This window comes from Rickettsia sp. 109562A South Dakota (assembly GCF_055791265.1).
In genome coordinates this window covers 1,180,486-1,206,537 of the sequence record NZ_CM147703.1, presented here as the reverse complement: position 1 = coordinate 1,206,537, position 26,052 = coordinate 1,180,486, and the positions used below count along the sequence as shown (strand labels likewise).

The following is a 26,052-nucleotide window of genomic DNA, read 5'->3' as shown; positions in this document are numbered from 1 at the left end:
TATTAATTTATTCTTTACTTGCGATCTGCCTAGATACATACTTAAAATTAGAAATCCCTTTAAAGTTTCTTCAATAATCTTTCTAATTTTCTCAGGTGATTTGACTCCTAAAGTTTGTACATTATGAATTCTATCAAAGAATTTTATAAGAGCGGTATCATATCTTTTTTGTTTAACTAATAAATTAAGACTTTCTTCAGCACTAATTTTCCCGTAGGATTTAATCCTAGTTAAACCCTCTACATGTCTTGCTACTTCTATTTCAAAAATTTCGGTGATCATCTCTTCAGTAAGTTCTGTATCCTCAATAGTATCGTGAGAAGTAGAGCGGCATTTATCATGTTAGAAGTAAAAAGCTTAGGGCTTCATCTGCTACAAACTCCGCAAGCATAATCGCAACCTCAATTGGATGAGAGTAATAAGGCTCGCCTGATTGACGCATTTGAGAGCCGTGATATTTACGGGCATAATAAATGCTTTTTTAACTTCCTCTATATCAACAGGGTTTTTTACTTTAGCGTTTAAATATTCGAGTTTATCGAGTAGCTTTTTAGCGTAAACGCAAACTTCAAACTTTTCTTTCCAAGAGCTTATATCTTCCATAAAAGTTATTTCTTATTTTTGTTAATGATAGTTGATTACAATTATAGTAAAAATTTAAAAATTGTAATAATAAATAGCTTTTTAATCCTAACGAAGTATTAATAATTTTAATCCTTTAGTATTTTAACAACTATCATTCTGTTTTATTAGTTGCTTTAGCTTTTTGTTCTTGCTGTAATTTATACTCTGCTGCTTTTTCTTCCATATAGTTAAAAAAGAAATAACAAAATGTTAAAAAACTAGTAAGAATAATAGCAAATGTTACTAATATTAACTTAAGTTCTTTCCTTGACTCTTCAGCTTTTAAAGGCTTTTCTTCCTCTTCATCAATTAAGATTCAGAGGTTTAAAAATTAACTTATATATGAATGATAGAGCTTAATTATCACCTGAGAGAAGTAATCTATAGAAGTAATTAAAATAAGTCAATAATTTTAATCATTAGTTGTAATCATATTTTGATATAAAAACCTAATTTATTTGGAAGTTGTATAATTGATATAGAGACTTAGGTAAAGGAAATTTTTATGAATATCGATAGACTAGCCGAAGCTTTAAGCTCGTTTCAGTAAAGTTATTATTAATGCGAAGTTTAGGATAAGTTCTATGTCTTAAAAGTTTTAAAATAACTGGCGCACCCGAGAGGAGTCGAACCCCTAACCTTATGATCCGTAGTCATATACTCTATCCAATTGAGCTACGGGTGCTAAGCTTTAAGTAAATTTATATATTAAATTTAGTGCTTAATTTCTAAGTCTTATTTCTTGTTGCTAACATACGAAGAAGCATATATAAAAGCATAGCATTTGTCAAGAAACATAGAGGGTTCTTATATTTCTCTAAATAATAAAATATAAAAAATTATAATTAATAGTTGAATTATCGTATTATATATTGTATATAGAGGTTCATAAATTAACATGAGAAAAAAATGAATAAAATAAAATTAATTATAATTTACTTATTTTGTATTAATATGACTGCACAAGCAGACAATATATCGGAAACCGCTAAAAAAAATTTAGAGATAATTAACTCTTTAAATGTTGAGGAAAAATGGCAGAAAGGTAATGTAATAAATTGTAAGTCAGGAGAAACTTTATTAGAAGAAACAGAAAAATATAACTCTCCTAAGTTAAAGCGTTTGACTCATTGTAGTTGTTTTGCGTATTGCTAGTGCAGCCTTAGGTCTTCCAAATAAGTCTCTACTTCCTCATCCTGAAAGCGATAAAGAATTTATACCTACTTTATCAAATAAGCAAGCTGAGTGGCTTGAAACAGACGGAATAAAAAACGGATGGAATTATATTAAAGCAGGAAATCGTGATGATAGTTTTATTCAAGCACAAAAGTTTGCTAATCAAGGATATTTTGTTGTATCCGTATATAAAAATGCTAATCCAAAAAGAGCAGGGCATATTGCCGTTGTAGTACCAAGTAGTAAGGATATAGAAAAAATAACAAATGAAGGACCGGACACAGCTCAAGCCGGTAATATTAATTTTTCCTGTAACTCTTTGAAAAAGGGTTTTAGGAATAAAAAAGATGCATTTAAAAACAACGAAATAAAATTTTATTATTATAAAATATAACAAAAATCAGTAAGGTATTGGCATTAAATTTCAAAGCGAACTTGTATAGCGTCATTCATAAAGCTTGATATGTGATATTTCAATACAAGCAAATATTGCTGCATTCGCCTGTACTCACGTACGCTCTGCCTTAAATTCATCAAATCTTCCGCTTTATGAATTTAGCTGTACAGCATAGGTGAAGCTTATAAAATTTGGGTTAATACCTTATCGGTTGAAGAAAATTATCTTTCATGTTGTTGTGAATTATTCTTCTTAAAAGAAGGAGTGGATTTTGGGGATTGGATAGAGCTTTGAGTGATTGGATAATTTTTAAAAGTTTGTTGCATTTTTTTGATTTGTTCTATAGTTTTAGGTAAATTTCGAGATGGTTGACTTAACACTTCCTTAATGTTAGTTTTCTCAGCTCTATTAATTATAGGCTTAGTATTAATAAACGCTTTAACTGCCAGTTTTCCTACTTTTTCAGCTAAATATTCTTCCTTATCTTGTCCTTTAGTTGTTGTAATAATTCGATTAAAAATTGAAAGTTTTGTTGTTTCATGAAGATGTTTCAATGAATCAACCACTTGTTCCTTATGTTCTTCCAAATATTTTGTATCTAATTTAGATAAAGCATTCTGATATTGTTTAGTTTGGGTGCCCGTAAGGGGAGGAGTAATATCTTTTAATGCCTTAGATATTTTTTCATTGAGTATTAATCTGTTGTTAAATTCATTAATCTTATTATTAATTGCTTCATTAAAATTTTTTACATTTGCAGGATTCTCGAGTTTAGCCTTATCTAAAGTTATTACTTCATAAGGTTTGTCATACTCGGTTTTAAGAGTAATCGGTGGGTTACCAAAAGCTTTTTTTATTTCCGGTCCGATAATATTTTCTGCTAGCTGATCTTTAAGCCCATTATTTCCGTTTATAACTATATCTTCATATAATTTGTCGGGTATATATATATATAATATTGTTAACCAAGTTCTTTTTCTCGCCCATATTCATTTGAGCGGCTTGACCGTCTATTAATTCACTAAAAGGTACAGCTTCATTTATAACCTCTTGTTTAAAACGATTTTTTATTAAATTATTTATTTTTTCATTAGAAGTAAAAGCTTCTCGAAATTCAGTGGAAAACTTTTCCATTTCTTGTTTCAGTTCCTTGAAACTATCAGGGCTCCTGCTTCTACTGCCCTTTGTATTCTTTCATTTATTGCAAGTATTGTTGCCGGAACATTTATAACGTTGTTCTTTATTACTGCTTTTTTTCCATTTATTTCTATTGTAGAAGTGTAATTAGGATCAGCCTAAAATGTTCCTTTAAAATCTTTGCTATTAATATCCATAGGTTCTTTATCTGCTATTATTTGATTTTTTAACTGCCCTAGAACATAACCTTCTATATCCCTTATATCGTTTCTTGCACCACTAATAATTTCTTTAATTTGCTTCTCAGTAATAGGTGATTTAGCTGGTTGGTTGTCTTTCTACATAATAACGCCCCTAACTTATTTATTAATTCTATTAAACTATTATTTAATTCCATCAACAAGTTAATTTAAATTAAACTAAGTTAAATATTATTAAATTATTACTTAAAAAAGCATAAGTTAAGATTTTTTATAGATAAGTTTTTGAGGGCCTATTAGGTATTATTGTTGCGTGGAGCAATAACTCCGATGTCATACCGTGGCTTGACCACGGTATGACAGGGGTGGGATTGATCCGTGCAACAACGTTTTGAGTTGTTCGTTAGAGGTTTTAATATTTACGCAACAGCATCTATCCATGAAACTATTTCTGTGCTTCCTGCTAGATCTACCGTTTCACTGTAACTAGGTAAATTATCATAAACAAGATGAGCTACGCCGGCTACTCCGTTTACTATACCTGCTGTATTTTCGTAAGTGAAATTTGCCGCTTCTATGCCGGTATAAACTGCATTTTTAGCACATTCCATGGCATTATGCGGAGAAGCCACAACTGCTGCTGTAACAAAAGTTGCCATAACGGCTGTAGGATGATGATAAATTGCACCCGCCACTCCTGCTACTATTCCGCTTACAATTTTCGGCATAGCAAATCCAAAAGCATGACCGGTCATTACTGTGCCGGCAAATTCTTTGTAAGCACAAAGCCCAAGTAAACCTTGCGTTGCTGTTTTAGCACCGTATGTAGCTGTTGCAGTAGCATATTATTCCACAGTTTGCTAAAGCTTTACCGGCATTAGCAAAATGACCTGTAGCATTAGAAAAATATTCGGATGTTTCTTTAGAAACGGTTATTCCTTTATATGATTTAAAATTAAACATAATTTTTCCCCTTTAAAAATAAATTGATTTAATTATTAATTTAGTCTTTAAATTTACTTAAAAAAGTAATAATCAATTAACATACTCTAACTAAATATTATAATGCGTTATTGATAGTTTTTGTCTTAGGTGCATTATACACTAATATGTCATCGCATATCAAGGAGAAGTATTAAATAATTCTTAAAAAATTAATAATTTCTTATTTTATAAGAGTGGAAAATATATCAAATATAGACAAAGTCTTTACATCCTTTATAATAAATCAGATGTAGAAATAGAAGATGTATATGAGTGATAAATTAGATTTTTATGAACAAGACATTGAAAATAACTTTGAAAAGCAGCAAAAGTTTAATAATCAAAGTGAAATAGCTTTATTGCAAAAGTCTGCAAAAATATATGTGAGTAAAATGTCTATAGTGAAAGTGACTAACAGAAAAGCAAAAAAAGAATTTTTAAAAGGATAAAAAATATTACTATGACCTTTATTAAAGAATTTATAAACAAAGGATATTTCCATCAATGTACCGATTTGGATCGGTTAACTAGTATAACGAAAGAAACAAAAATAGCTGCTTATATAGGTTTTGATTGTACTGCTACATCACTTCACATCGGTAGTTTAATGCAGATAATGATCCTGCGATTGCTTCAGCAGTATGGGCATAAGCCTATTGTGATTATCGGCGGAGGTACGAGTAAAATCGGTGATCCTACTTGGAAAGACGAAGCACGTAAAATTTTAAGTAAAGAAGATATAGCTAAAAATGCTGAGGGTATAAAGAAATTACTGTCAAAATTTATCAAATTCGGTGAGGAGAGCAGCGATGCTATTATGCTAGATAATTCAGAGTGGCTAGATTCTCTTAATTATTTAGATTTCCTACGGGATTTCGGTAGCTATTTCTCGGTAAACCGCATGCTAACTATGGATTCGGTAAGACTAAGGCTTGAGCGAGAGCAGCATTTAAGCTTCTTAGAATTTAACTATATGTTGCTGCAAGCATATGATTTTTACTATTTAAGTAAGCATTATAATTGTAGTTTACAGCTTGGCGGTAGTGATCAATGGGGCAATATCGTAATGGGAGCGGATTTAATTCGTAAAATAAGCGGCAAAGAAGTATTCGGTATGACGACGCCGCTACTTACGACTAGCTCAGGTGCTAAGATGGGGAAGACTGCTGCAGGTGCCGTGTGGCTTAATGAAGATTTATTAAGCCCGTATGATTATTACCAATATTGGCGTAATTGTGAGGATGCCGATGTAATTAGATTTGCCAAATTATATAGTGAGTTAAACACTGAAGAATTTACAAAATTTGAGAATTTAGTAGCTGAAGATATTAATGCAGCTAAAAAACAGCTTGCTTATGAGTTAACGAAGCTTTGTCATTCGGAGCAAGCGGCAAAATCAGCTCTAGAAACTGCAGTAAAGATATTTGAACAAGGAGCAATCGATGAAAACCTGCATACGGTCGTTTTAGAACCGGAAATATTACAATCAGGTATTAGTGCATATGAGTTATTTCACGAAGCAGGTCTTGCTACCTCTAAATCAGAAGCACGCAAACTTATAAGAGGGAAAGGAGCTAAGATAAATGACAAGTTAATAGAAGATGAGAACATGATAATTAATACTAATTTCTTACTTGATAAAAATGTTATAAAACTCTCTGCCGGTAAAAAAAGACATATATTGGTTAGGATTTGAGAAGAATACTTGAATGTAAAATTAAGTTATGCTAAATTGAAACTATAAAATTTAATTGGATTGATATAGCCGTGTTTCAGCGTTTTATAAAAGAAGTAGTAGAGTGATATTCTAAGTTTTTTCCAGTAGTCGGTATTACCGGTCCTAGACAATCAGGAAAAACTACTCGAGCTAAAATGTTATTTCCTCACTTACCTTATGTATCGTTAGAAAATTTAGATATTAGACTGCAAGCAAAAGAAGATATGCGCGCCTTTTTATCTAGATATTATAATGGAGCTATTTTTGATGAGGTGCAACATGTGCCTGAGTTATTATCTTATTTACAAGGGATAGTAGATGACTCACCTCAAAAAGGAAGATATGTAATTACCGGTTCTCAAAATTTTGCCCTTAATCATCATATAACACAATCCCTTGCAGGGCGTATTGGGATGGTTACTTTATTACCTCTTAGCCTTGTGCTGAAATTCAAAAAGCAGAAAATCCTTTAACTTCTATATTTAAGGGCGGTTATCCTTCTGTGCATAATCTAAATATATCCTCCCTTGATTTTTATCCAAACTATATTCAGACTTATATTGAACGAGATGTGCGGCAACTAAAAAATATCGGTGATTTAAATCAATTTCATAATTTTTTTAAATTATGTGCAGGCAGCATAGGCCAGATTGTGAATTTTTCATCTCTTGCCCAAGATTGCGGTATTTCGCATACTACGGCTAGGCAGTGGCTTAACATACTTGAAGCGAGCTATATTATTTTTTTCTTCAGCCATTTTATAAAAATTTTAACAAGCGACTTATAAAGATGCCGAAATTGTATTTTTATGATACCGGTATTGCTTGCAATTTGTTAGGACTTGAACAAGATAAACAATTAGAAAGTCATGACCTTAAAGGGGCATTATATGAAAATTTAGTTATATTAGAACTTTTAAAAGGTAGATTAAATTTAGGATTACCGACAAATTTTTATTTTTGGCGAGATAAAACCGGATATGAAATAGATTGTATTGGTGAGTGGGGCGGTAAGATCAAAGCGATAGAGATTAAATTTAATTCCACTCTACAGGCAGATTTTATTAAGAATCTAACCTATTTTTCTAAACTTGATCCTAATATTGAAAATTATTTAGTTTATCATGGAGAGCAAAACGGTAGTTTTTTAAATACTAATTTAATTCCATTAGGACAAATCAATCAAATATTAAAATGATTAAAGCAACGAAAATAAGGCTTGATGAATATTTGCTGCAAAAAGGTTTTGTAACAGATATTACCATAGCACAAAGCTTGATTATCCAAGGTAAAGTACATAATAAGTATGAGCAGTTAATTAAGCCCGGGATACAGGTTAATATACATGACACCAACATTAAGGTAAAGCTACCGAAGCATAATTATGTTTCAAGGGGTGCATTAAAGTTAATTGCCGCTTTGGATGATTTTAAAATTACTCCTGAAAATTTAGTTTGTATTGATATCGGTAGTAGCACCGGTGGTTTTACCCAAGTGTTACTTGAGCGTAAAGCAAAATTAATTTTTGCCGTAGATGTCGGGTATGGTGAGCTTCATCCTAAATTACGCGACAATTTGCAAATTAAAGTGCTTGAGAAGACTAATGCACGATATTTAACCGATAAACAAATAACAATGAAGCCTGATTTAATTGTTTGTGATGCCAGCTTTATTAGTTTAACTACTATATTACCGACTTCACTAAATTTAGCTAAAGAAGATTGTATGCTTATTGCTTTAATAAAACCGCAATTTGAAGTCGAAAAGCATGAGGTTGAAAAAGGCGGTATTATAAAAAATCCTATTCTACATCAAAAAGTATGCGATAAAATCAAAGATTGGCTTGAGAAAGAGCATAATTTTAAAATATTCGGTATAATAGAAAGCCCTATACTAGGTGCTAAGGGGAATAAAGAGTTTTTAATATGTGGAAAAAGAAAAAATGGCTATTTTTCTATAACTTATCCTTAATTTGAATTATTTTAGTAATTATTGCATCTTCTAATGTATAATTATTCAATGTTTTTATAAATGCTTCACTTGCTTCTTTAATAAAATATTTAAATTGGCATGAATTTGTAATTCTACAGCTATTAGTATTTTTATTGAAACATTCTACTATATCCATATTAGGTTCTAATTTTTCTATTATATCTCCCAACTTCATGGAAGAAGGACTAAATGCTAGCTTAATTCCCCCTCCTTTTCCTTTACTACTATTAATATATCCTAATTGTGCTAATCTATGGACCACTTTTACCAAATGATTAAGGGAAATATTATAGTACTCTGATATCTCTTTTACACTACAAATTCTTTCCGGTTTTGAAGTAAGATATATAAGGCTACGTAACCCGTAGTCGGTAAAACTTGTTAACTGCATAAAAATTTTATTTATTTTTATCTTGAATATACAAAAAAACGTCTATATAACTCTTACTATAATATGTATTTTAAATACATATTATAGTAAGAGTTATATTATTAAAAAAGAGTTATCATGTCTAGAACAATTATAGTGAAAGAAATAAGAAAAGCTGCTGAGCTATTTAAGAATTTCGATATTACTAAATCTTTAAATTTTTATGAAAATTTAGCAGCTAAATATGAAGCAGTAGTAAATGAATTTTTTAATAATTGATAGTTTTAATACCGAAAAACCTGAGAAAGGAATACAGCCAAATGCAATGAAAAATTTTTTAAATCTTACCGGCAGTAGTATTCTAAAGGCTTTAAGTTCATATAATGAAACAGATGAAGTAGATCTTTTAGAAGTGATCCAATCAGCGTTAGAGAATGATCATAAATTTAAAAGCGGTATCAAAAATTGTTGGTATACATGTAGGACGTAATATTCCTTCAGAGCTATATCAACCTGTTGCTGAAGAACTTATATCAAGTGTAGAAGAGGGTAACAAGTTAGTAACGGAAATATTAAATATAGTAGGAGAGCATTTTGTAAGTACCGAAAAGAAGCAATACGATGAATTAAAAGAAAAATATAACATAGAGAGTTTTGAAGGTCATAAAATAAAAATCGAAATAGAAGGTGCTGATAAAAATACGTCAAAAATAAAATTTTATAGACAAAATGAACAAGAAGTAATACCGCACAAATATGGGAAATTATTACTGTTAAAGTAGGAGAAAAATACAGTGAATTTACAGTTATAAAAACCGGTCATGATGAAGAAGGTCATTATTATGAATGTCTAATAAAGAAAAATCCTAATGGAACTGTAACAAAGTATCTATTTGATTCTGAAAATCAGCTAGTAAAAGTACACCCTTCGTATATTGAGTCGGATATAGAAAGCAATAAAGATCTCGTTCTTATCAGCGGCGGGTCAGGGGAAAGCCATTCTATTTCTAGGATTAATAGTATAACAAATGAAGAAAATGTTAAGCTTCCCGCCGTTATCCACATTATTCACTCTACTAGAAATAAAAACAGTGACACATTTCAATTAGATGCAGCTGTAAAAAAATTAACTGATATTGCAGCAATATGTGATACTGAAATTCACTATGATAAATTTTATACTCAAGATACTGATGATAATATTAATGGGAACGATAATATACATTATCATACCGGTAGAATAGCTGAAGAATTTTTATTAGGCCTTTTAAAAGGTGAAACTTATGAAATTTGTGGTCCTAATTCTTTTAACAATTATGTGCAGTATATATTAGAAGAGAACATGGGGGGTGTAGATACTTTAATTCATGTAGAAGAATTTTGCTCATCAGGAGGAAATTATGATCCATCTCTAAGCGGGCAAGAGGGATTATCGAGTATTTGCCCATTTATAAATATATCGTTTTACAATCAGACCACGATATGACACAGAGGGCTTTTTTCGATCCATGCAACAAAGCCGCTTTTAGCTAAGAATGATATCGGTAGTCTAATAACAAGGTTCCGCCTCCGCGGGAAGGTATTGTTGCGTGGATCGAAAAACGCGTTCAGTGTCATCCCGTGGCTTGACCATGGGATTTATAAAAACAACTTGTAGTAGTCAAGTTTTACTGGATACCGCGATCAAGTCGTGGTATGACAGAGGTGAAATCGATCCACTTAACAACGCTTTCCCGCGGAGGCGGGAATCTAGAAAAATAACCTTAATATAGGTACATATTTGATAAAATAAACATATAAAAAAACAAATTTTTTATATGTTTTCCTAGATTCCCGCTTCTGCGGGAATGACAATAAAGTACGAAAAAGATGAAGTTAAATATTGCTTATATATTCTAATTAGTGTATTTTCATTACGGATAAGCATTATAAAAATTATAGATAGGTGGGTTTATCCCACTTTTTTGTTATAAACATCGAATATGCAAACTATTGAACAACAAATAACAAATGTAATAGAAGAATCCTTGATGGATATGGGGTTCGAGTTAGTTCTTGTTAAGTTTAAAGGTGTTAACTCTAAAGTAGTTGAGATATTGATTGATAGCTTAAACTGCGAAAAAGTATCTGTGGAAGATTGTACTAAAGCAAGTAGGACTATTTCCGCTATTCTAGATGTTGAAAATTTGATAGAAGATGCATATTCTTTAGAAGTAGCATCAAGCGGCCTTGAACGTCCGTTAGTAAAGTTTGAAAATTATAATAGATTTTTGGGAAGAGAAGTTAAAATCAAACTTAAAGAATTATTGAACGACAAAACCCGTTATCAGGGTAAAATCATTAAAGCCGAAAATAATAAAATATATTTAAAATGTGAAGAACAAGAAGTACTAATTGATTATGATTTAATTAAAAATGCTAATCTAGTTTTAACGGAAGAAGTATTTAAAAAATTGCTAAAGCAATACGAGATAATTTATGTCTAATATAGGTAATGTGGAAATTTTACAAATTATAGATTCTGTAGCTCGCGAGAAAGGAATATCAAAAGAAATTTTAATTTCAACGGTTGAACAAGCGGTACAAGTAGCAGGACGAAAAAAATACGGTAATGAATATAATATTAAAGCTCAGATAAATAGGAAAACCGGTGAGATAAATCTTTTAAGGATCTTAAAAATAGTAGAAAATGTAGAAGATTACTTAACGCAACTCTCATTTGAAGAAGCTTTAATAAAAAATCCGGAAGCTAAAATCGGTGATGAGATATATGAATATTTACCGCCGATTGATCATGCTAGAGTATCGGCTCAAGTTGCAAAACAAGTTATAACTCAACGTGTTATAGAAGCTGAACGTGAAAAACAATATCATGACTTTAAAGATAGAAAAGGCGAAATTATAAACGGGATAGTTAAGAGAATAGAATACGGTGATATAATAGTCGATCTAAGTCGTGCTGAAGCAATAATAAAAAAAGATCAATTAATTAAGGGCGAGAATTTTAAACCTAATGATCGTATAAAAGCATATGTACAGGATGTAAGGCAAGAAACAAAAGGACCTCAAATTTTCTTGTCTAGAGTAGATAACCAAATGCTGGTTAAGCTATTTAAGCTAGAAGTACCTGAAATTCTTGAAGATATTATTCAAATAAAATCGGTAGCACGTGATCCTGGTTCAAAAGCAAAAATAGCGGTATTTGCTTCGGATAGTAGTATAGATCCCGTAGGCTCATGCGTAGGTATTAGAGGTAATCGAGTAAAAGCCGTAACAAATGAGTTAAACGGAGAGAAAATTGATATAGTATTATGGAGTAATGATCTTGCACAGTTTATAGTTAATGCTCTTGCACCGCTTGCAGCCGCTGAAATTACAAAAATTTTGATTGATGAGGATAGGCATAAGGTAGAAGTAGTAGTTTCGCAAGAAAATCAAAGTATTGCAATAGGTAGAAGAGGGCAGAATGTCCGCTTAGCTTCTAAGCTTACCGGTTGGAATATCGACATAATGACCGAAGAGCAAGAGTCAAAAAGAAGAAATGAAGAATTCTTAACTTCTACGGAATTATTTATGGAAGCTTTGGATGTTGAAGAAGTTATAGGTCAGCTTTTATCGGTAACGGGATTTAATTCAGTAGAACAAATTACAAGTAGTGAGATTAGTACTTTAACAAGAATTGAAGGTTTTGAGGAAGCACTTGCCGTAGAGATCAAAAATCGAGCTATTAATTACGTTGACCTTAAAAATGAAAAGATTATCAAAAAGTTAGAGGAGCTGGGAGTTGAGCAAGAATTAATAGATATATTAGAATTACCGCTTGAATTAATATTAAAATTTGCCGAATATGGTATAAAGACCATAGAAGATTTAGGAGAGATGCGCGTAAATGAATTTAAAAATTTAGCTCCAAATTCTAATATAACGGACGAAAATATTAAATTGCTGATTAAAACTGCTAGACAGCATGGCGAATTAAAAGGTCATTAGAGGATTGGGTATAGGGTGTATGTCATTCCTACGAAAGCAGGAAGTAAGAAAAAACCTATAAAAACTTGTTTTTTATAGGTTTGTTTTATCAAGTATGTCCTGTTATTATTAGAATATTTATTCTGGATTCCCGCTTCTGCGGAAATAACATCAGTACAGAATTATACAATTAGCTTTTCTCCGTAATAGACGGGAAAAACAGAAACACAAAGGTTTTAAATATGACGGATAACCAGGAAATCAAACCCAAAAAGTTGACGCTTGGCAATTCAAAATTATCGCTTAATAAGTCTTTTGACTCTCTTACAGGAGCTCAAAGCTTTGTTAATGCTAAATCTAAAACGCTAGTAGAAGTTAGAAAAAGCTCTACCGGTAGTACTACTACCCTTTCATTAAATAAAGAGAGAAATAGCTTAGATCAAACTGTTATTGATGCTAATAAGGAAGAATTTAACAGACGTTTATCTATTCTTAAAAAAGCTGCTGAGCAATCTAAATTAAATGACCCTTCACAAATAAGCACTTTAAGTAAACTTGCAAGTATTAACCAGTCTGCTAACTCAAAAATAGAAACTCTAGAAACTGATAAAGAAGTTGAACAAAAACAGCAAAATACCGAAGAAAATAAAGTAGAAGTTAGTGCTAAAATCGTTCAAGGTGATGAAGATATACCGTCGCAAATACCTAAAAAGAAAGAAGAAACTTTTGTAAAGTCTCCTTTAGTAGGGATGCGAACACGTTACAGTATAGAATCAGAGAAAGAGTTAGATAAAACAGCAGAGAGTAAAGTAGTTGCACCAAAGATTAAGCTAGAAGAACCGAAAAAATTCAAAAAAGCTGATCTTTTCAATATGCTGAGTGACGATGAAAGCGGTAGTGGTAGAACTAGAAGTTTTGCTTCTATAAAAAGAGCAAGAGAAAAAGAAAAACGTAAATTAGTATCGCAAGCACCCGAGAAAGTATATAGAGAAGTGACGATACCGGAAGTTATCGGAGTCGGTGATCTTGCAAATGCTATGTCTGAAAGAGTGGCTGATGTAATTAAAGAACTAATGAAGCTTGGTATTCTTGCTAATGCCAGCCAAGCAATAGATGCCGATACGGCGGAACTAGTTGCAACAAATTTAGGGCATACAGTAAAAAGAGTCCAAGAATCAGATGTTGAAAATGTTTTAATTAGTGATGATAAGGTTGAAGATTTAAGAACACGTGCACCGGTTGTGACGGTAATGGGACATGTAGATCACGGTAAAACCTCATTACTTGACGCTCTTAAATCTACAGATATTGCTGCAGGTGAGCTAGGCGGAATTACTCAACATATCGGTGCTTATAGAGTAACTCTTGCAGACGGTAGAGCAATTACTTTTATTGATACTCCCGGGCATGAAGCTTTTTCGGAAATGCGGTCAAGAGGTGCTAAAGTAACGGATATAGTTATTATAGTGGTCGCAGCAGATGATGGAATCAAAACACAAACGGTTGAAGCAATTAATCATGCGAAAGCAGCTGGTGTTCCTATAATTGTTGCTATTAATAAGATTGATAAGCCTGATATTGATATTGAGCGTGTAAAAAACGAGTTATATATTCATGAAATTATTGGCGAAGAAGCAGGGGGTGACGTTATGGTTATTCCTATCTCGGCACTAAAGAAAATTAACTTAGATAAACTTGAGGAAGCAACTTTATTAATTGCAGAAATGCAGGATTTAAAAGCAAGCCCTTTCGGTTCGGCTGCCGGTGTTGTAATCGAGTCAAAAATTGAAAAAGGAAGAGGAACGCTAACCACTATATTAGTTCAGCGAGGTACTTTAAAAAACGGTGATATTATAATAGCCGGTACTTCTTACGGTAAAGTTAAAAAGATGACTAATGATAAGGGACTAGAAATAGCGGAAGCAACTCCGTCTGTTCCTGTAGAAATTCAAGGTTTAAACGAAGTGCCTTTTGCCGGTGATAAATTTAACGTAGTACAAAACGAGAAACAAGCAAAAGATATAGCTGAATATAGAATGCGTCTTGCTAAAGAAAAGAAAATATCTATTGCTCCGCGTTCAAGTTTAGAAGATTTATTTTTGAAAGCTTCCGGTAATAGTAAAATTAAGGAATTACCTTTAATTATTAAAGGTGATGTTCATGGTTCGGTTGAAGCTATTTCGGGTAGCTTATTAAAATTACCGAGTGATGCGATAAAACTGCGTATACTTCATAGCGGTGTAGGTCCGATAACGGAATCCGATATATCTCTTGCACATGCTTCTTCGGCTATTATTGTCGGCTTTAATGTTAGAGCAGGGGCAAATGCCTTAACTGCCGCAGAAAAAGAAAAAGTTGATATTAGATATTATAGTATAATATATAATTTAATTGATGACGTAAAAGCCATTATGAGCGGTATGCTTGACCCGATTGTCAGAGAGCAATATATCGGAAGCGTAGAAATTAGACAGGTATTTAATATTACCAAAGTCGGAAAAATTGCCGGTAGCTATGTAACTAAAGGGATTATTAAGAAAGGAGCGGGCGTACGCCTATTACGTGATAATATAGTCATTCATGAAGGAAAACTCAAAACCTTAAAACGCTTTAAAGATGAAGTTAAAGAAGTTAGAGAAGGATATGAGTGCGGTATAGCATTTGAAAATTACGAAGATATTAGAGAAAATGACGTAGTTGAAGTTTTTGAGCTAATTCAAGAACAGAGACAATTATAGTGATTAATAATTGCTTATAATATTGTCACCCCGTGGCTTGATCACGGTATCCAAAAATATAACTTATAGTACTAATAATTTTAGTATTTTTAACTGGATCCCGCTACAAGCTCAGCGTTGTTGCGTGGATCGGTAATACTCTTTATGTCATTGCGGGAATCCAGTAAAACCTATAAAAAACTTGTTTTTTTAGGTTTATTTTGTCAATATTAAGGTTATTTTTTTGGATTCCCGCCTTCGCGGGGATGACATCTAGTTCCATGCAACAAAGCCTCGCTTCTGCGGGCATGACATTTAGTGAGATATCCTCCCTTGATACATTTAATCATTTAAGTAAAATATAATAAAAAGTTAATAATTATTAGTATTTATCTTGACCTCCTTATAATTTTTATTATAATGCAACGCTGATTATTATAATAAAAAATGAGGGAGAATTATGGGAATAACATCAATTTTTAATAAGTTACAAAATTTAATCACACCTAATATTTCTCCAAAACCAGCCTCCTATCTTGCTAACGATGAATTTGAGTTTATAACTTATCCAAAGAAAACTACTGATAAAGAAAAAAATGCTGAAAATACTGAATTTTTAGCAGTGTTAGATAATTCGATTAAGCAGTATGACGAAGAAAGTGCAAGATGTAATAAAAAAATAATAGAAGCTCAAGCTAAATATCCTTTTTTAAATTCTAAAATAGCCTCCCAAGAAGCAGTAAAAGGTAAGGTAGATATTCTAGGCATCTCTCAAATCAGATTTACAGATCTTTTAGATAAGCTTGATGATAGTGAAAAAGTAACTAATGCACATGAAAGCAAAAGTTTTTTCAGTTCATTTAGTTCATCATTAAAAACAGTTTATGATTTTGGAGCTAATAGTTTTAGTGAAATCAAAAAGAAAGCAGAAACGACATATGCAACTATTAAAGAATCAATAAAGCCTATAGTTGATAAAGTTTATCACTTTGGGTTTAAATTTAATTTATCATTTCAAAAAGCTCCTAATGATCCGGTAGAAGAAATTTTAAACACACCTGAGAATGAATTAGATGAAATTTTTGAAAAGATGACATATGAAAAATTGGCAGAATTAATTAATAATGTTTCCGATGAACAAGCACAAAAATTAGTTAATTATATTATGCCTTGGCATTTTGAAAAATTAATGAAATTTATTCCATTAGATAAATTAAATATATATATAGATAAAACCCTTTCTTTAGATGAACTCGTCGAGCAGGAACTAAAAAAATTATCAAATGAGGATATCTCTGATGAACAGCTTGAAAATATAATTATTTTAGCAGGAGAAGCAAAACTTGCAGAAAAGCTTGATATTATTCCAAATGAAAATTTAGAAAGAATCATGAGTAATATTTCAAATGATAAGCTAGCTACAATAATTTATCACGCCTCAGATGAAAGTCTAGTGAGAATCGTTGATATTATTGACTCGGATGATCATGATTTATCAGAATCATTAGTTGGGAAAATAATAACCTTAATACATGACAAGAAGTGTGTAAAGCAAGAAGTAGAACCGTATAATGGTAATTTTACTATGAAATTATCAGGAGCATTATCAGATAATGATTCTGGATTGGGTTCTGACTTAGAAGATGAAATAACAGCACTCTAAATAAATTAAGGATAAGATTTTCTTAAATCTTATCCTTTTTTAGCTATTTTAGCATCAGGAGGGCGTATATAAAGCGGTTCGATAGAGCTATTTAACTTTATACCGCATCGCCCCTTACTAGCAATATATCTACAAATGACCCATGCTTTAACTCGTGCAAAACGCGGCAAGGTTATTATACTCGGTAAATGCATAATTTGATTATGTATAAATTCAAGTCCACTACCGCAGCAAACTATACTACCTTTCTCATTTGCAAGCAACTTTATAGCATACTCGAAATCTATCAATAACGCCTCTTCTATTTTTCCTGATTTATGAAAAACTTGCATATAAAGCTGTGAGCGGTAGGCGTTTAAAAAGACATATATCTTATCGTAATTTTTAACTTGAGTTATGGCTCTAAAATAAGCATATTCAAAATTGTTAACTGCCCCTGCTTTAATATTTTCCTTGGCAAATAATATACCTTTAGCACTAGCTAAACCTATTCTAATACCGGTAAAGCTACCGGGACCGGTAGTTACCGCTAAATAATCTAGATCATCATATGAACATTTAGCTGCTTTCATTACGTCTTCTATCATGGGCATTAGATTTTCTGCTTGCATAGAAGGGCGTAATTCTTCTATATATGCAAGAATATTTTCATTTTCGGATATTGCTACCGATGCAGTATTATTTGCCGTGTCAAATGCTAGTATTTTCATAAACTATTCTTTGTCATGCCGTGACTTGATCACGGCATCTAGTAAAAATGTTAAAAAATGTATATTATAAGTTATTTTTTGGATACCGCGATCAAGTCGCGGGATGACACCGATTAAGAATATACTCCATACAAGCTTGGCGTGCTTCAGCGTGTCTATTATTATGAAATAAATATCTATTAAAAAAATAGTTTGTTAGAGTTAAAGCTTGTCTTTTTTCTTCTAATGTAATCTCTCTATTATCTGAAAGTAAAAATTTTGGTAAAATCAATAATTTATCTTTATAAGGTTTTCCTACTTCATATGATAATGCTCTACCTGATTTAGGTGATACATAGTATAAATCTTGTTTTACATTACTAACGGCACACTTGCTAAGGTCGAGTTTATAACCTGCTATGTCAAGTAAAGCCAGCTCAAAATTAATATAATCACGAAAACAAAAATTTTTTGATAAATTATCTAAATAGTTAATTAGAAATGAAAAAAAATTAGAATGTTCTTCTCTTTCATGAAATAACTCTTTGATTAAAGATATAACGGAATTAAAGGCATATAATTTAGCTTTATTTGTAATAAAATAACCGGTGTAAGATTTGATGAGTTCACATTTAGCCATGCCGATATGTTCATGCAGCCTTGCCTGCCAAAGAAAATCTACAATATTACCTTCTTGATATATAAATTTGCTTTTTTTAGAGGATTCTTTTGCAACTCCCGAATATAAACCATAATTTTTAGTAAAAACCGTAATAATAAAGGTATTTTCTTTTAAAGGTTTTTTAGCAACTATTACTCCTATATCTTTGATATTCATGGTTTTTTAGTAAATACTATGTTTTTTGACTTGTATATTTTAAGTTTTCTTTTATATCATTTCCCCAGCTCTCTAGGTCATTCCCGCGTAGGCGGGAATCCAGGTTTTTAAACAAATTGTATACTAAGTTTTAATTTTCTTTGTTTTTATCATTTTTTTCTGGATTCCCGCCTACGCGGGAATGACATTCGTATACTACTTGGTCAAGCCACGATATGACAAGTGGGCGCTTTTCCAATCCACGCAATAATGCCCTAACTTCATTTGAATTACCTGTATATATTATATTCTTATACCCTAGTTTGATTGCAGTAAATAAAGCGGCGTGATCATCTCCTACATCTACAGCAAGATCTAAAACTTTCTCAGGAAATTCTCTGCTTAAAGTTTTAAACATATAATCAATTGCTAGCATACCGTAATATTTTACGCTAGAGGCATGATTTGTTAATATCCGCTTTTCTTCTACACTAGATAAAAAATCACGTGCTTCTTCTAAATTTCTTATTTCATAAACTATACTCATTTAATTATCTCTTTTAGGTCCTTTAAATGTGAGACGGAAGATATAAAGTCATAAGTTAAATTTTCAAGTTTAGAGCAGATAATCTTATTAAATCCAAGTTTTACGGCTTCTTTTATTCTTGTTTCTGCTTTTGCAGTTTTTCTTATTTCACCCGATAAGCTTATTTCGCCGAAGAAGACGCTTTGCTCAGGTACGGGCTTACCTGTTGCGGCAGATATTAAGCTCGCTGCTACTGCAAGGTCCGAAGCAGGATCGGCAATTTTAAGCCCCCCCGCAATGCTTAAATATACTTCATCATTAGCAAGATTAAGTCCTATCCTACTACTAAGTACGGCAAGTATCATTGATAACCTGTTAGCATCCCAACCAACTGCAGAGCGTCTAGGAGTTACCATATTTGAGGGTACTATGAGGGCTTGTACTTCCATAAGTAACGGTCTTGAACCTTCAATTCCTGCAAAAATAGACGTACCTATAACATTCTGCTCTCGCTTCATTAAAAATAGTTCAGACGGATTTGTTACTTCAATAAGTCCGCTGCCGCTCATCTCAAATACTCCTATTTCTCCCACACCGCCAAAACGATTTTTGTATGAGCGTAAAATACGGAAATGATTATTATGATCTCCCTCAAAATATAATACGGTATCAACTAAATGCTCAAGTATTTTAGGACCTGCTAGCTGCCCGTCTTTAGTTACATGACAGCTTAGCAGGATAATTATATTATTTTGCTTAGCATAATTAACGAGTGCATTTGCACATGTACGAATTTGCGAAACAGTGCCTGGAGGTGAGGATAATTCTTTTGTCATAATTGTTTGAATAGAATCAATCACTACTAAATCAATATTATTTTTATTAGCTTCTATACTTGCAATAATATCTTCCAAATTAGTAGCTGCTAAAATATTTGTATTATAATTAGTTAGATTTAGTCTTATAGCTCTTAATTTTATTTGGTCTAATGATTCTTCACCCGTGATATATAAGCAATTCATCTTTGATGCAAAGTTACTTGCTGCTAACTGCAGTAACAAAGTAGATTTGCCTATACCAGGGTCGCCTCCTATTAATATAGCAGAGCCACGCACTAAACCCCCGCCAAGCACTCTATTTAATTCGCCTATAGGGGTAGGGATGCGTAACTGCTCGGCGACGTTACCGGAAAGCTTATCGAAATCTTGTTTGCTACCTGTTTTAACAATTGCTTTATTTGAACTTACTATCTCTTCAACAATACTGCCCCATACACCGCAATCAAAGCATTGCCCTGACCATTTAGGACTAATATTTCCACAATTAGAACATGTATAATGCTTTTTGTCTTTGGTCATTGTATACTCAGATAGAACTTCAAAAATTGGCTACGTCGTTCTACAAGTTCTACGGTGCTCACGTATTAAGTATACGCTCCGCTCCTTGCCTTGTGAACTCCTTGCTCTTTCCCCAGTTGATCTTCGTCTACCAACCTTTCATTTTGCAAGGGTATATCTTAAAATCAATAATTTACTCTTACCATATAGTTTTTCACGTATAATTTCAATATTTTCATCTAAAACATAGTCATCTAGTTTAGCCATCTCAATAACTATGATAGTACCGTCTTTAAGCCAGTTATTTTTTACCAGTAACTTCATTACTTTAGGTACTATATCCTTATGATAAGGGGGATCGATAAATACAAGATCAAAAGCTTTATTTGCTTTCGGTAGATTTAAGGCATTAAGATTAACGAAATTAATTTCATTTTCAATATTTAGAGATTTAGCAAATCCTTCTGCTATTTTTAATGAAGACGGATCAATGTCAATTAAGGTAGCAAGACCCGCTCCTCTTGATAGGCTCTCAAAAGCAAGGCTTCCGCTACCGGCAAATAAATCGAGTATGTGAGTATTTTCATTAAATAATTTATTATCGGTAAACTCACCGGAGGTTAATATACTAAATATTGCCTCTTTGAGCTTACCGGTGGAAGGTCGATATTTGATATTTTTAGCGGTAGGTATAATTTGGTTTCTATATTTACCGGATATTATTTTTAACACTTATTTAGTTATATGTTTCTTTTGTTGACCTTGATTTTTTTGTTCGTCTTTTATTTTTGCAGCGAATCCTTTGTTCTTAGTGTTAGGCTTAAATTTTGCTGCGAATGTACTAGATTTTGTTTGTTGTTTTTCTACAGTTTTATCTTTCTTTTCTTTTATTTCTACTTTTGGCGTTTCTTGGTTTAAATTATTTTGTGCCTGTTTTAAAATATCTTGTTCTTTAGCTTTATCAATATTATTATTTACATTATTTAAATTTTCTTCTCTTTCTTTAGATTTTTCTGTTTCGGCTTTTTGTCTTGCTTGTTGCTTTTCTGTTACTAACTCATCAATATTTTCAGGAGGCGGTGAGATATATTTATCTATACTGCTAGTCAAATTTTCAAATGATTTTTGAATATTGCGTAAAGGTTTTTGGGTAAATTTATAAGTTCCGGCAGCAACTGCTCCACCGGCCAAAATACTTGCTCCTAGAATGACAGCTTTAGTAGCTAGTGCCGTGCCGGTGACTAATAACACAGGCATTGCTACGAAAGGTGCAGCTGCTACTGCAAGCCCCGCTACTATTGCCACCCCTACTAAAAATTTTTTACTTGCTAAAAAATTTGTTACGCTGCTAATTCCTGATGTAGTACTTTTAGCAAGTTTTGTACAAAGCTGTCCCACTCCGGTTTTCAGGAACCAACCGCTTTTCTCTCTTGCATGAATTTTATCTTGTAATTTAGCATGTTCGTTAACATTTACAGATGTTTTTTTATCGTCTTTATCATGATGCTCTAAATTCCCTTTAGCTTCACCTTTAGTATCATGCATCTTTGTAGCATCATCGATCTTTGCTTTATCAAAATCTGCTCCTTCTTTATTTATTCTAGCTAGATTTGCTGCTTTTAGATTTGCTTGTTTTAGATTGGCTTCTTTAAATATAGCATCAAGTGCTTCTGCTGCTTGCATATCAGCATTTTCAAGTATAGCTTTTTCTAAATTAGCGTTTGTAAGGTCAGCTCGCTTCATTATTGCGTTTTTAAAATTGGCTTCCTTAGCATTAATATTTTTAGCAATAGCATCCGAAATATTTAATCCTTCAGCTTCTGCTTTTTCTAAAGTAGCATTACTTAACTTAGCAAATTGTGCGCTTGCATCAGTAAGTATAGCACCGGTAAGGTTAGCATATTCAAGATTTGCTTTATCAAGTAAAGCCTTGTTCATATTAGCATTAACAAGATTAACTCTTTCCATAATAGCATTTCTTAAATCTGCTTCTTCTAAAGATAATATATTTGCAAATTCAGTATCACTAAAATAGGCATTCCTTGCAGTGATGCTTTTCATGTTACATTGCTCTTTGAATTTTGCTTCTAACGCATGTGCGTTATTCATAAAAGCATTTTCAAGATTAGTAGAAACGATATTTGCTTGATCTAGCAGTGCATTATTTAAAACTACTCCCTGCATTTGAACTCTTTGCATATCTGCGTAAGCAAGCGATATACCAGTAAGATTAGAATTTTGCCATTCTGAATCTTTAATAACTAACTTTGCGGCATCGGCATTAACCATCATAACCGCATTAAATTTGCTATTTGTTACCTCTGCTTCAGATAAATCTACTTTGGGCATATAGCTTCTCGACATATCACTATTTTCAATTTTGCTCTTTTTAAGATCAGCAAAAAGAAATCCTGCGTTACGAGCTGTAACATTTTGAAAAACAGCATTTTGTAAATTAGATCCTTCAAAATTAGTAAAATCTAGGTTACAATTTGAGATTTTAATATTCTCTAAGTTAGCTGAAGCAAATAATGTATTCTTCAGGTTAAGATTAGTAAGAGTTTTACCTGATAAATCAATTTCTGAAAGATCAGGAATTATATGTATATCTTCTGAAAGGTTTTTTTTCTTTCTAACAAATTCGGTAAGAGATAATTTTGTGTCAGATTGTTTTGCTGCTTCAGCTAAATATAGATCAAATTCTTGAGAAGTTAATTTTATATATTCTTTCGATATATCTCGTTCTTTGGCAGTCGAACCTATAATATATGACGGATCTAGTTTTATTTGTATTTTTTCGTCTTTTAGCTGCTCAAAAATACCATCTAGACCCTTACCACAGAACATTCTGAGATTATCTAAAGAATGCACCTCAGTTTCTAATTTATTTACTTTTTGCTGTAATAGGTTGATTTTCGCTAGTTCATTTTGTCGGTTTTGAGCAATAGTTTCTGCACTATTCCAAAAAGCATTTAAAAGATTGGTAGCAATCCCAGGATTATCTAAGTTTTGCTTTAAATCTTCTAACTCTTCTTGCTTGGTTTTTAGCTCTTTTGATTTAACTTCCCATAAAGTTTTTTCGTCTTCCCCAGCCAAAATATATTTCTTTTTGTTTGTAACTTCGTCTATAACTATTTCTTTAATACGTTCTTTTTCTAAATCTTTATCTATGTATTTATTTAATCTTTCAAGATCTGAAAAAGATAGTTTTATATCTCGTATTTTATCTTTTAGATTGGGGATTTTATAGTTATCATAATCATAATCTTTATAATTAAAATCTGTGTAATGAAGATTTGCCCCTCTAAAGTCAGTACCGATAAATTTACAATCATTAAATTTTACATTTGTTAAATCTGAATCACATAATATGGTATTTGTTAAATCACAATTATTAAATACGGTATCTGTTAGTATTGTACCTTGCAAATTAGCATTCGTTAAATCTCTATCATTGATCTCTTGATCTGCTAAACTAGCAATAACAATTTTGTCCTTATCATTAGAGAAATAGGTATTTTTGATAAAATCATTTAGTGAAACATTAGGGTTATCTTTTATATAACCAAGGTAATCATTTAAGTCTTTTTCTTCACATTTATATATATTAAGATTTGTCATATGTTTTTTATATGATTAGTTAAAATGCATTAGTAATAACACATTACTAATTATTTTTCCAGTATTGTATTATTTATTTCTTTATAACCTCCAGGTTTTAGATTACCTATTGTAAAACTACCATATTGAACCCTAATTAATTTGTTAACTTTTAGTCCAAAATACTCGAATATTCTTCTAATTTCACGATTTTTTCCTTCAAATAAAACTATTTCAAACCAAGCGTTAGTATTATTTCCCCTTAGTAATTTGATTGAATGGGGATTATAAAATATCCCGTCAATTTCTAAATTTTTATAATCACTTTTTAGTAGAATATCAGGCTTTCCGTATGCCCTGACATGATATACTCGCTTTAACTTATTTGACGGTAATTCAAACTGTCTTGCTAAATCACCGCTATTAGTTAGTAATAACAAACCTTCACTATTTAAATCTAATCTACCTATTGAAATCACACGAGGTAAACCGGTTAAGTCCTCAAACACGGTTTTACGAGATAAAGGGTCTTTATGAGTGGTAATTAAACCGACAGGCTTGTAATAGATCCAAAGCCTTGGTTTTTGCGATTGATTGATTAATATGCCGGATACTTCAATTTGATTACTAATATCAACATTTGTAGCCGGTGATAAAATTGTAATGCCGTCTACTTTTACCTGCCCTTCAGCTATCAGCTTTTCAGCATCACGTCTAGAACAAACTCCTGAATTACTAATTACTTTGGCTAATCTCTGCATTTTTAAATATAGTAAATTTCAATAAGAATATATAAAAATGCTATTAAAAAGCAATATTAATAATTTGACATAAATTATTAATATAATTATATTATATTGTTATATATATTTTAACAAAATTATACAAATGTTAATTTTACTTATCAAAACTTTTTATTCTTTAAAATTCTTATCTTCTTTTTTTAGCTGATTTTCTTTTTAGCGAAAATTAAGTCTTTTTTCTTTAATCTAAATTGCATGAAATTATGCCAAAACTTATTGGTTCAATCCTGTTAATTTCAGGTACTTGCATAGGTCGCGGTATGATAGCACTGCCTATGGTATTAGCAAAATTAGGTATAATACCTAGTATAATATTGATGTTTATACTTTGGTTTATAATGTATTATACTTCTTTAATTAATTTAGAGCTTAACCTTCAAGCTGGTAAAGGCTTAACACTCGGAACACTTGGAAAATATTTTTCAGGACATACTGCTCAAATCATCGGCACGGTAAGCCTTAAGCTCCTTTCATATGCTTTACTTGCAGTATTTATATACGGAGGTTCTTCAATATTACAGAAGTTATTAGCTTTAAATACAAGTATAACTTATATAGGAGCATGGTATGTTATTATTAGCATTCTAATATTATTATTACCTCTAAAGTTAGTAGATTATATAAATCGTGTGCTATTTATCGGATTGCTTATAATAATTGCAATTTTAGTTATTGGACTTGTTTCCATGATTAAGTGGGATGATTTACCGTTATTCTCACCAAATTATAAAGAAATATCTATATGGGGTGTAGTAACTCCGGTAGTTTTTACTTCATTTGGGTTTCAAGTAATCTGCCATATTCCATACCTTAACTAATTATTGTAACAAAAATGCTAAAGACGGCGTTTTTATTTGGAAGCTTAATTCCTGCAGTAGTATATATAATTTGGACTTGTAGTATTCTTATTGTAGTACATCATAATAATCCAACATTTTATCAACAAATGATTACAAGTAATGTAGAAGTCGGAGATTTAATTAAGGAATTAAGTAATATAGCAAAATGGCAGTCCGTACAATTATTAGTTTGGATAATTTCAACTCTTGCTATCGCTACATCAATACTTGGAGTAGGGGTAGGGCTATGTGATTCCCTTAAAACTATGTTTATGAATGCGATACCGAATGTGGTAATTCGTAACATGACCTCTTCTATTGTTACTATACTACCGGCTTATATTGTAGCAGTAGTAGTACCGAATGCTTTTATTACAATTTTAGGATTTGCCGGTATGATTCTTGTAATAATTGCAATTTTATTACCGGTTTATCTGTTATATAAAGCAAAGATAAAAAATTTTTATTATCCTGAGCTGCAAAAAAACATCTAATT

Annotated in this window: 26 protein-coding genes, 1 tRNA gene and 3 pseudogenes; 16 read left to right on the top strand and 14 right to left on the bottom strand. The window is 31.7% G+C overall.

Going from position 1 to position 26,052, the window contains the following annotated elements; translation table 11 throughout:
• Window positions 1-47: 47 nt before the first annotated feature.
• The 3 genes and pseudogenes from ACIAS7_RS06745 to ACIAS7_RS06735 all read right to left on the bottom strand — a co-directional run.
• Window positions 48-603, bottom strand: a pseudogene (locus ACIAS7_RS06745) (HD domain-containing protein); the annotation flags it as partial.
• Window positions 604-736: 133 nt separating this feature from the next.
• Window positions 737-940, bottom strand: a complete 204-nt coding sequence (locus ACIAS7_RS06740; RefSeq protein WP_473199447.1) for an RC1041 family protein — start codon at window positions 938-940, stop codon at window positions 737-739.
• Between the two features lie 292 nt (window positions 941-1,232).
• Window positions 1,233-1,309: transfer RNA gene (locus ACIAS7_RS06735), tRNA-Arg, on the bottom strand.
• Window positions 1,310-1,533: 224 nt separating this feature from the next.
• On the opposite strand from ACIAS7_RS06735, the gene ACIAS7_RS06730 reads away from it, so the two are divergent.
• Both ACIAS7_RS06730 and ACIAS7_RS06725 read left to right on the top strand, forming a co-directional pair.
• A complete protein-coding gene (locus tag ACIAS7_RS06730; RefSeq protein WP_473198737.1) occupies window positions 1,534-1,779 on the top strand; it encodes a hypothetical protein in 246 nt (81 codons plus the stop codon).
• A complete protein-coding gene (locus ACIAS7_RS06725; RefSeq protein ID WP_473198736.1) occupies window positions 1,766-2,194 on the top strand; it encodes a hypothetical protein in 429 nt (142 codons plus the stop codon). Before ACIAS7_RS06730 ends, ACIAS7_RS06725 begins: the two co-directional genes overlap by 14 nt.
• A 224-nt stretch (window positions 2,195-2,418) precedes the next feature.
• Here the strand turns inward: ACIAS7_RS06725 and ACIAS7_RS06720 are convergent, their stop codons facing one another.
• The 3 genes from ACIAS7_RS06720 to ACIAS7_RS06710 all read right to left on the bottom strand — a co-directional run bounded on the left by ACIAS7_RS06720 (window position 2,419) and on the right by ACIAS7_RS06710 (window position 4,262).
• The gene (locus ACIAS7_RS06720; protein WP_473198735.1) at window positions 2,419-2,784 is read right to left on the bottom strand and encodes a hypothetical protein; all 366 of its coding nucleotides are present in this window, start codon (window positions 2,782-2,784) and stop codon (window positions 2,419-2,421) included.
• Between the two features lie 337 nt (window positions 2,785-3,121).
• Complete coding sequence (locus ACIAS7_RS06715; RefSeq protein ID WP_473198734.1) at window positions 3,122-3,331, bottom strand: hypothetical protein; 210 nt, start codon at window positions 3,329-3,331, stop codon at window positions 3,122-3,124.
• A gap of 622 nt (window positions 3,332-3,953) precedes the next feature.
• The gene (locus ACIAS7_RS06710) at window positions 3,954-4,262 is read right to left on the bottom strand and encodes a hypothetical protein (protein WP_473199446.1); all 309 of its coding nucleotides are present in this window, start codon (window positions 4,260-4,262) and stop codon (window positions 3,954-3,956) included.
• Window positions 4,263-4,787: 525 nt separating this feature from the next.
• On the opposite strand from ACIAS7_RS06710, the gene ACIAS7_RS06705 reads away from it, so the two are divergent.
• The 5 genes and pseudogenes from ACIAS7_RS06705 (at window position 4,788) to ACIAS7_RS06685 (ending at window position 8,205) form a co-directional block, all read left to right on the top strand.
• Window positions 4,788-4,967, top strand: coding sequence for a hypothetical protein (locus ACIAS7_RS06705; protein WP_473199455.1), 180 nt, complete (start codon window positions 4,788-4,790; stop codon window positions 4,965-4,967).
• Window positions 4,968-4,978: 11 nt separating this feature from the next.
• Complete coding sequence (tyrS, locus tag ACIAS7_RS06700) at window positions 4,979-6,214, top strand: tyrosine--tRNA ligase (protein ID WP_473198733.1); 1,236 nt, start codon at window positions 4,979-4,981, stop codon at window positions 6,212-6,214.
• 176 nt (window positions 6,215-6,390) lie between these two features.
• Window positions 6,391-6,708 carry an AAA family ATPase gene (locus ACIAS7_RS06695; protein ID WP_473198732.1) on the top strand — a complete coding sequence of 106 codons (318 nt, stop codon included), beginning with the start codon at window positions 6,391-6,393 and terminating at the stop codon, window positions 6,706-6,708.
• A 29-nt stretch (window positions 6,709-6,737) separates the two neighbouring features.
• A pseudogene (locus ACIAS7_RS06690) lies at window positions 6,738-7,432 on the top strand (ATP-binding protein).
• Window positions 7,429-8,205: a TlyA family RNA methyltransferase gene (locus ACIAS7_RS06685; protein WP_473198731.1), complete on the top strand. Its 777-nt coding sequence runs from the start codon at window positions 7,429-7,431 to the stop codon at window positions 8,203-8,205. The pseudogene ACIAS7_RS06690 and the gene ACIAS7_RS06685 overlap by 4 nt, the downstream one beginning before the upstream one ends.
• Here the strand turns inward: ACIAS7_RS06685 and ACIAS7_RS06680 are convergent.
• Window positions 8,189-8,617 (bottom strand): Rrf2 family transcriptional regulator, encoded by a 429-nt coding sequence (locus tag ACIAS7_RS06680; RefSeq protein WP_473198730.1) that lies wholly within the window; start codon window positions 8,615-8,617, stop codon window positions 8,189-8,191. The two genes, ACIAS7_RS06685 and ACIAS7_RS06680, sit on opposite strands and share 17 nt — an antisense overlap.
• A gap of 117 nt (window positions 8,618-8,734) precedes the next feature.
• Between ACIAS7_RS06680 and ACIAS7_RS06675 the strand changes: the two genes are divergently transcribed.
• The 7 genes from ACIAS7_RS06675 to srfC all read left to right on the top strand — a co-directional run bounded on the left by ACIAS7_RS06675 (window position 8,735) and on the right by srfC (window position 16,945).
• Window positions 8,735-8,875 (top strand): hypothetical protein, encoded by a 141-nt coding sequence (locus tag ACIAS7_RS06675; RefSeq protein WP_473198729.1) that lies wholly within the window; start codon window positions 8,735-8,737, stop codon window positions 8,873-8,875.
• Window positions 8,856-9,086: a hypothetical protein gene (locus tag ACIAS7_RS06670; protein WP_473198728.1), complete on the top strand. Its 231-nt coding sequence runs from the start codon at window positions 8,856-8,858 to the stop codon at window positions 9,084-9,086. Before ACIAS7_RS06675 ends, ACIAS7_RS06670 begins: the two co-directional genes overlap by 20 nt.
• Window positions 9,031-9,378 carry a hypothetical protein gene (locus tag ACIAS7_RS06665; RefSeq protein ID WP_473198727.1) on the top strand — a complete coding sequence of 116 codons (348 nt, stop codon included), beginning with the start codon at window positions 9,031-9,033 and terminating at the stop codon, window positions 9,376-9,378. The genes ACIAS7_RS06670 and ACIAS7_RS06665 overlap by 56 nt, the downstream gene beginning before the upstream one ends.
• Before the next feature lie 1,200 nt (window positions 9,379-10,578).
• Entirely contained in the window at window positions 10,579-11,082 is a 504-nt protein-coding gene (gene rimP / locus ACIAS7_RS06660; RefSeq protein ID WP_473198726.1) for a ribosome maturation factor RimP, read from the top strand.
• Window positions 11,075-12,586 carry a transcription termination factor NusA gene (gene nusA / locus ACIAS7_RS06655; RefSeq protein ID WP_473198725.1) on the top strand — a complete coding sequence of 504 codons (1,512 nt, stop codon included), beginning with the start codon at window positions 11,075-11,077 and terminating at the stop codon, window positions 12,584-12,586. Before rimP ends, nusA begins: the two co-directional genes overlap by 8 nt.
• Before the next feature lie 221 nt (window positions 12,587-12,807).
• Window positions 12,808-15,303, top strand: coding sequence for a translation initiation factor IF-2 (infB, locus tag ACIAS7_RS06650; RefSeq protein ID WP_473198724.1), 2,496 nt, complete (start codon window positions 12,808-12,810; stop codon window positions 15,301-15,303).
• A gap of 439 nt (window positions 15,304-15,742) precedes the next feature.
• Window positions 15,743-16,945, top strand: coding sequence for an SrfC family effector protein (gene srfC / locus ACIAS7_RS06645; protein ID WP_473198723.1), 1,203 nt, complete (start codon window positions 15,743-15,745; stop codon window positions 16,943-16,945).
• Window positions 16,946-16,974: 29 nt separating this feature from the next.
• On the opposite strand, the gene tsaB is transcribed toward srfC, so the two are convergent.
• The 7 genes and pseudogenes from tsaB to ACIAS7_RS06610 form a co-directional block, all read right to left on the bottom strand.
• The gene (gene tsaB / locus ACIAS7_RS06640) at window positions 16,975-17,655 is read right to left on the bottom strand and encodes a tRNA (adenosine(37)-N6)-threonylcarbamoyltransferase complex dimerization subunit type 1 TsaB (RefSeq protein WP_473198722.1); all 681 of its coding nucleotides are present in this window, start codon (window positions 17,653-17,655) and stop codon (window positions 16,975-16,977) included.
• 91 nt (window positions 17,656-17,746) lie between these two features.
• Window positions 17,747-18,472, bottom strand: a complete 726-nt coding sequence (recO, locus tag ACIAS7_RS06635; protein WP_473198721.1) for a DNA repair protein RecO — start codon at window positions 18,470-18,472, stop codon at window positions 17,747-17,749.
• A 130-nt stretch (window positions 18,473-18,602) separates the two neighbouring features.
• Window positions 18,603-18,998 carry a hypothetical protein gene (locus ACIAS7_RS06630; protein WP_473198720.1) on the bottom strand — a complete coding sequence of 132 codons (396 nt, stop codon included), beginning with the start codon at window positions 18,996-18,998 and terminating at the stop codon, window positions 18,603-18,605.
• A complete protein-coding gene (radA, locus tag ACIAS7_RS06625) occupies window positions 18,995-20,335 on the bottom strand; it encodes a DNA repair protein RadA (RefSeq protein WP_473198719.1) in 1,341 nt (446 codons plus the stop codon). Before radA ends, ACIAS7_RS06630 begins: the two co-directional genes overlap by 4 nt.
• Before the next feature lie 138 nt (window positions 20,336-20,473).
• A complete protein-coding gene (gene rsmD, locus ACIAS7_RS06620) occupies window positions 20,474-21,046 on the bottom strand; it encodes a 16S rRNA (guanine(966)-N(2))-methyltransferase RsmD (protein ID WP_473198718.1) in 573 nt (190 codons plus the stop codon).
• A 4-nt stretch (window positions 21,047-21,050) separates the two neighbouring features.
• Window positions 21,051-23,935, bottom strand: a pseudogene (locus tag ACIAS7_RS06615) (pentapeptide repeat-containing protein).
• A 50-nt stretch (window positions 23,936-23,985) separates the two neighbouring features.
• Window positions 23,986-24,675, bottom strand: coding sequence for a pseudouridine synthase (locus ACIAS7_RS06610; protein ID WP_473198717.1), 690 nt, complete (start codon window positions 24,673-24,675; stop codon window positions 23,986-23,988).
• Window positions 24,676-24,920: 245 nt separating this feature from the next.
• Between ACIAS7_RS06610 and ACIAS7_RS06605 the strand changes: the two genes are divergently transcribed.
• Window positions 24,921-25,535: an aromatic amino acid transport family protein gene (locus ACIAS7_RS06605; RefSeq protein WP_473198716.1), complete on the top strand. Its 615-nt coding sequence runs from the start codon at window positions 24,921-24,923 to the stop codon at window positions 25,533-25,535.
• 14 nt (window positions 25,536-25,549) lie between these two features.
• Window positions 25,550-26,050, top strand: a complete 501-nt coding sequence (locus ACIAS7_RS06600) for an aromatic amino acid transport family protein (protein WP_473198715.1) — start codon at window positions 25,550-25,552, stop codon at window positions 26,048-26,050.
• The last annotated feature ends 2 nt before the right edge of the window (window positions 26,051-26,052 follow it).

Coding starts and splice junctions, on each gene's coding strand:
- srfC (WP_473198723.1), top strand. CDS start 15,743: ATGGGAATAACATCAATTTTTAATAAGTTACAAAATTTAATCACACCT.
- ACIAS7_RS06610 (WP_473198717.1), bottom strand. CDS start 24,675: ATGCAGAGATTAGCCAAAGTAATTAGTAATTCAGGAGTTTGTTCTAGA.
- ACIAS7_RS06665 (WP_473198727.1), top strand. CDS start 9,031: ATGATCATAAATTTAAAAGCGGTATCAAAAATTGTTGGTATACATGTA.
- ACIAS7_RS06695 (WP_473198732.1), top strand. CDS start 6,391: ATGTTATTTCCTCACTTACCTTATGTATCGTTAGAAAATTTAGATATT.
- recO (WP_473198721.1), bottom strand. CDS start 18,472: ATGAATATCAAAGATATAGGAGTAATAGTTGCTAAAAAACCTTTAAAA.
- tsaB (WP_473198722.1), bottom strand. CDS start 17,655: ATGAAAATACTAGCATTTGACACGGCAAATAATACTGCATCGGTAGCA.
- ACIAS7_RS06670 (WP_473198728.1), top strand. CDS start 8,856: ATGAATTTTTTAATAATTGATAGTTTTAATACCGAAAAACCTGAGAAA.
- tyrS (WP_473198733.1), top strand. CDS start 4,979: ATGACCTTTATTAAAGAATTTATAAACAAAGGATATTTCCATCAATGT.
- ACIAS7_RS06600 (WP_473198715.1), top strand. CDS start 25,550: ATGCTAAAGACGGCGTTTTTATTTGGAAGCTTAATTCCTGCAGTAGTA.
- ACIAS7_RS06705 (WP_473199455.1), top strand. CDS start 4,788: ATGAGTGATAAATTAGATTTTTATGAACAAGACATTGAAAATAACTTT.
- radA (WP_473198719.1), bottom strand. CDS start 20,335: ATGACCAAAGACAAAAAGCATTATACATGTTCTAATTGTGGAAATATT.
- ACIAS7_RS06685 (WP_473198731.1), top strand. CDS start 7,429: ATGATTAAAGCAACGAAAATAAGGCTTGATGAATATTTGCTGCAAAAA.
- ACIAS7_RS06680 (WP_473198730.1), bottom strand. CDS start 8,617: ATGCAGTTAACAAGTTTTACCGACTACGGGTTACGTAGCCTTATATAT.
- ACIAS7_RS06710 (WP_473199446.1), bottom strand. CDS start 4,262: ATGCCGAAAATTGTAAGCGGAATAGTAGCAGGAGTGGCGGGTGCAATT.
- ACIAS7_RS06605 (WP_473198716.1), top strand. CDS start 24,921: ATGCCAAAACTTATTGGTTCAATCCTGTTAATTTCAGGTACTTGCATA.
- nusA (WP_473198725.1), top strand. CDS start 11,075: ATGTCTAATATAGGTAATGTGGAAATTTTACAAATTATAGATTCTGTA.
- ACIAS7_RS06730 (WP_473198737.1), top strand. CDS start 1,534: ATGAATAAAATAAAATTAATTATAATTTACTTATTTTGTATTAATATG.
- ACIAS7_RS06630 (WP_473198720.1), bottom strand. CDS start 18,998: ATGAGTATAGTTTATGAAATAAGAAATTTAGAAGAAGCACGTGATTTT.
- ACIAS7_RS06675 (WP_473198729.1), top strand. CDS start 8,735: ATGTCTAGAACAATTATAGTGAAAGAAATAAGAAAAGCTGCTGAGCTA.
- rimP (WP_473198726.1), top strand. CDS start 10,579: ATGCAAACTATTGAACAACAAATAACAAATGTAATAGAAGAATCCTTG.
- ACIAS7_RS06715 (WP_473198734.1), bottom strand. CDS start 3,331: ATGGAAAAGTTTTCCACTGAATTTCGAGAAGCTTTTACTTCTAATGAA.
- infB (WP_473198724.1), top strand. CDS start 12,808: ATGACGGATAACCAGGAAATCAAACCCAAAAAGTTGACGCTTGGCAAT.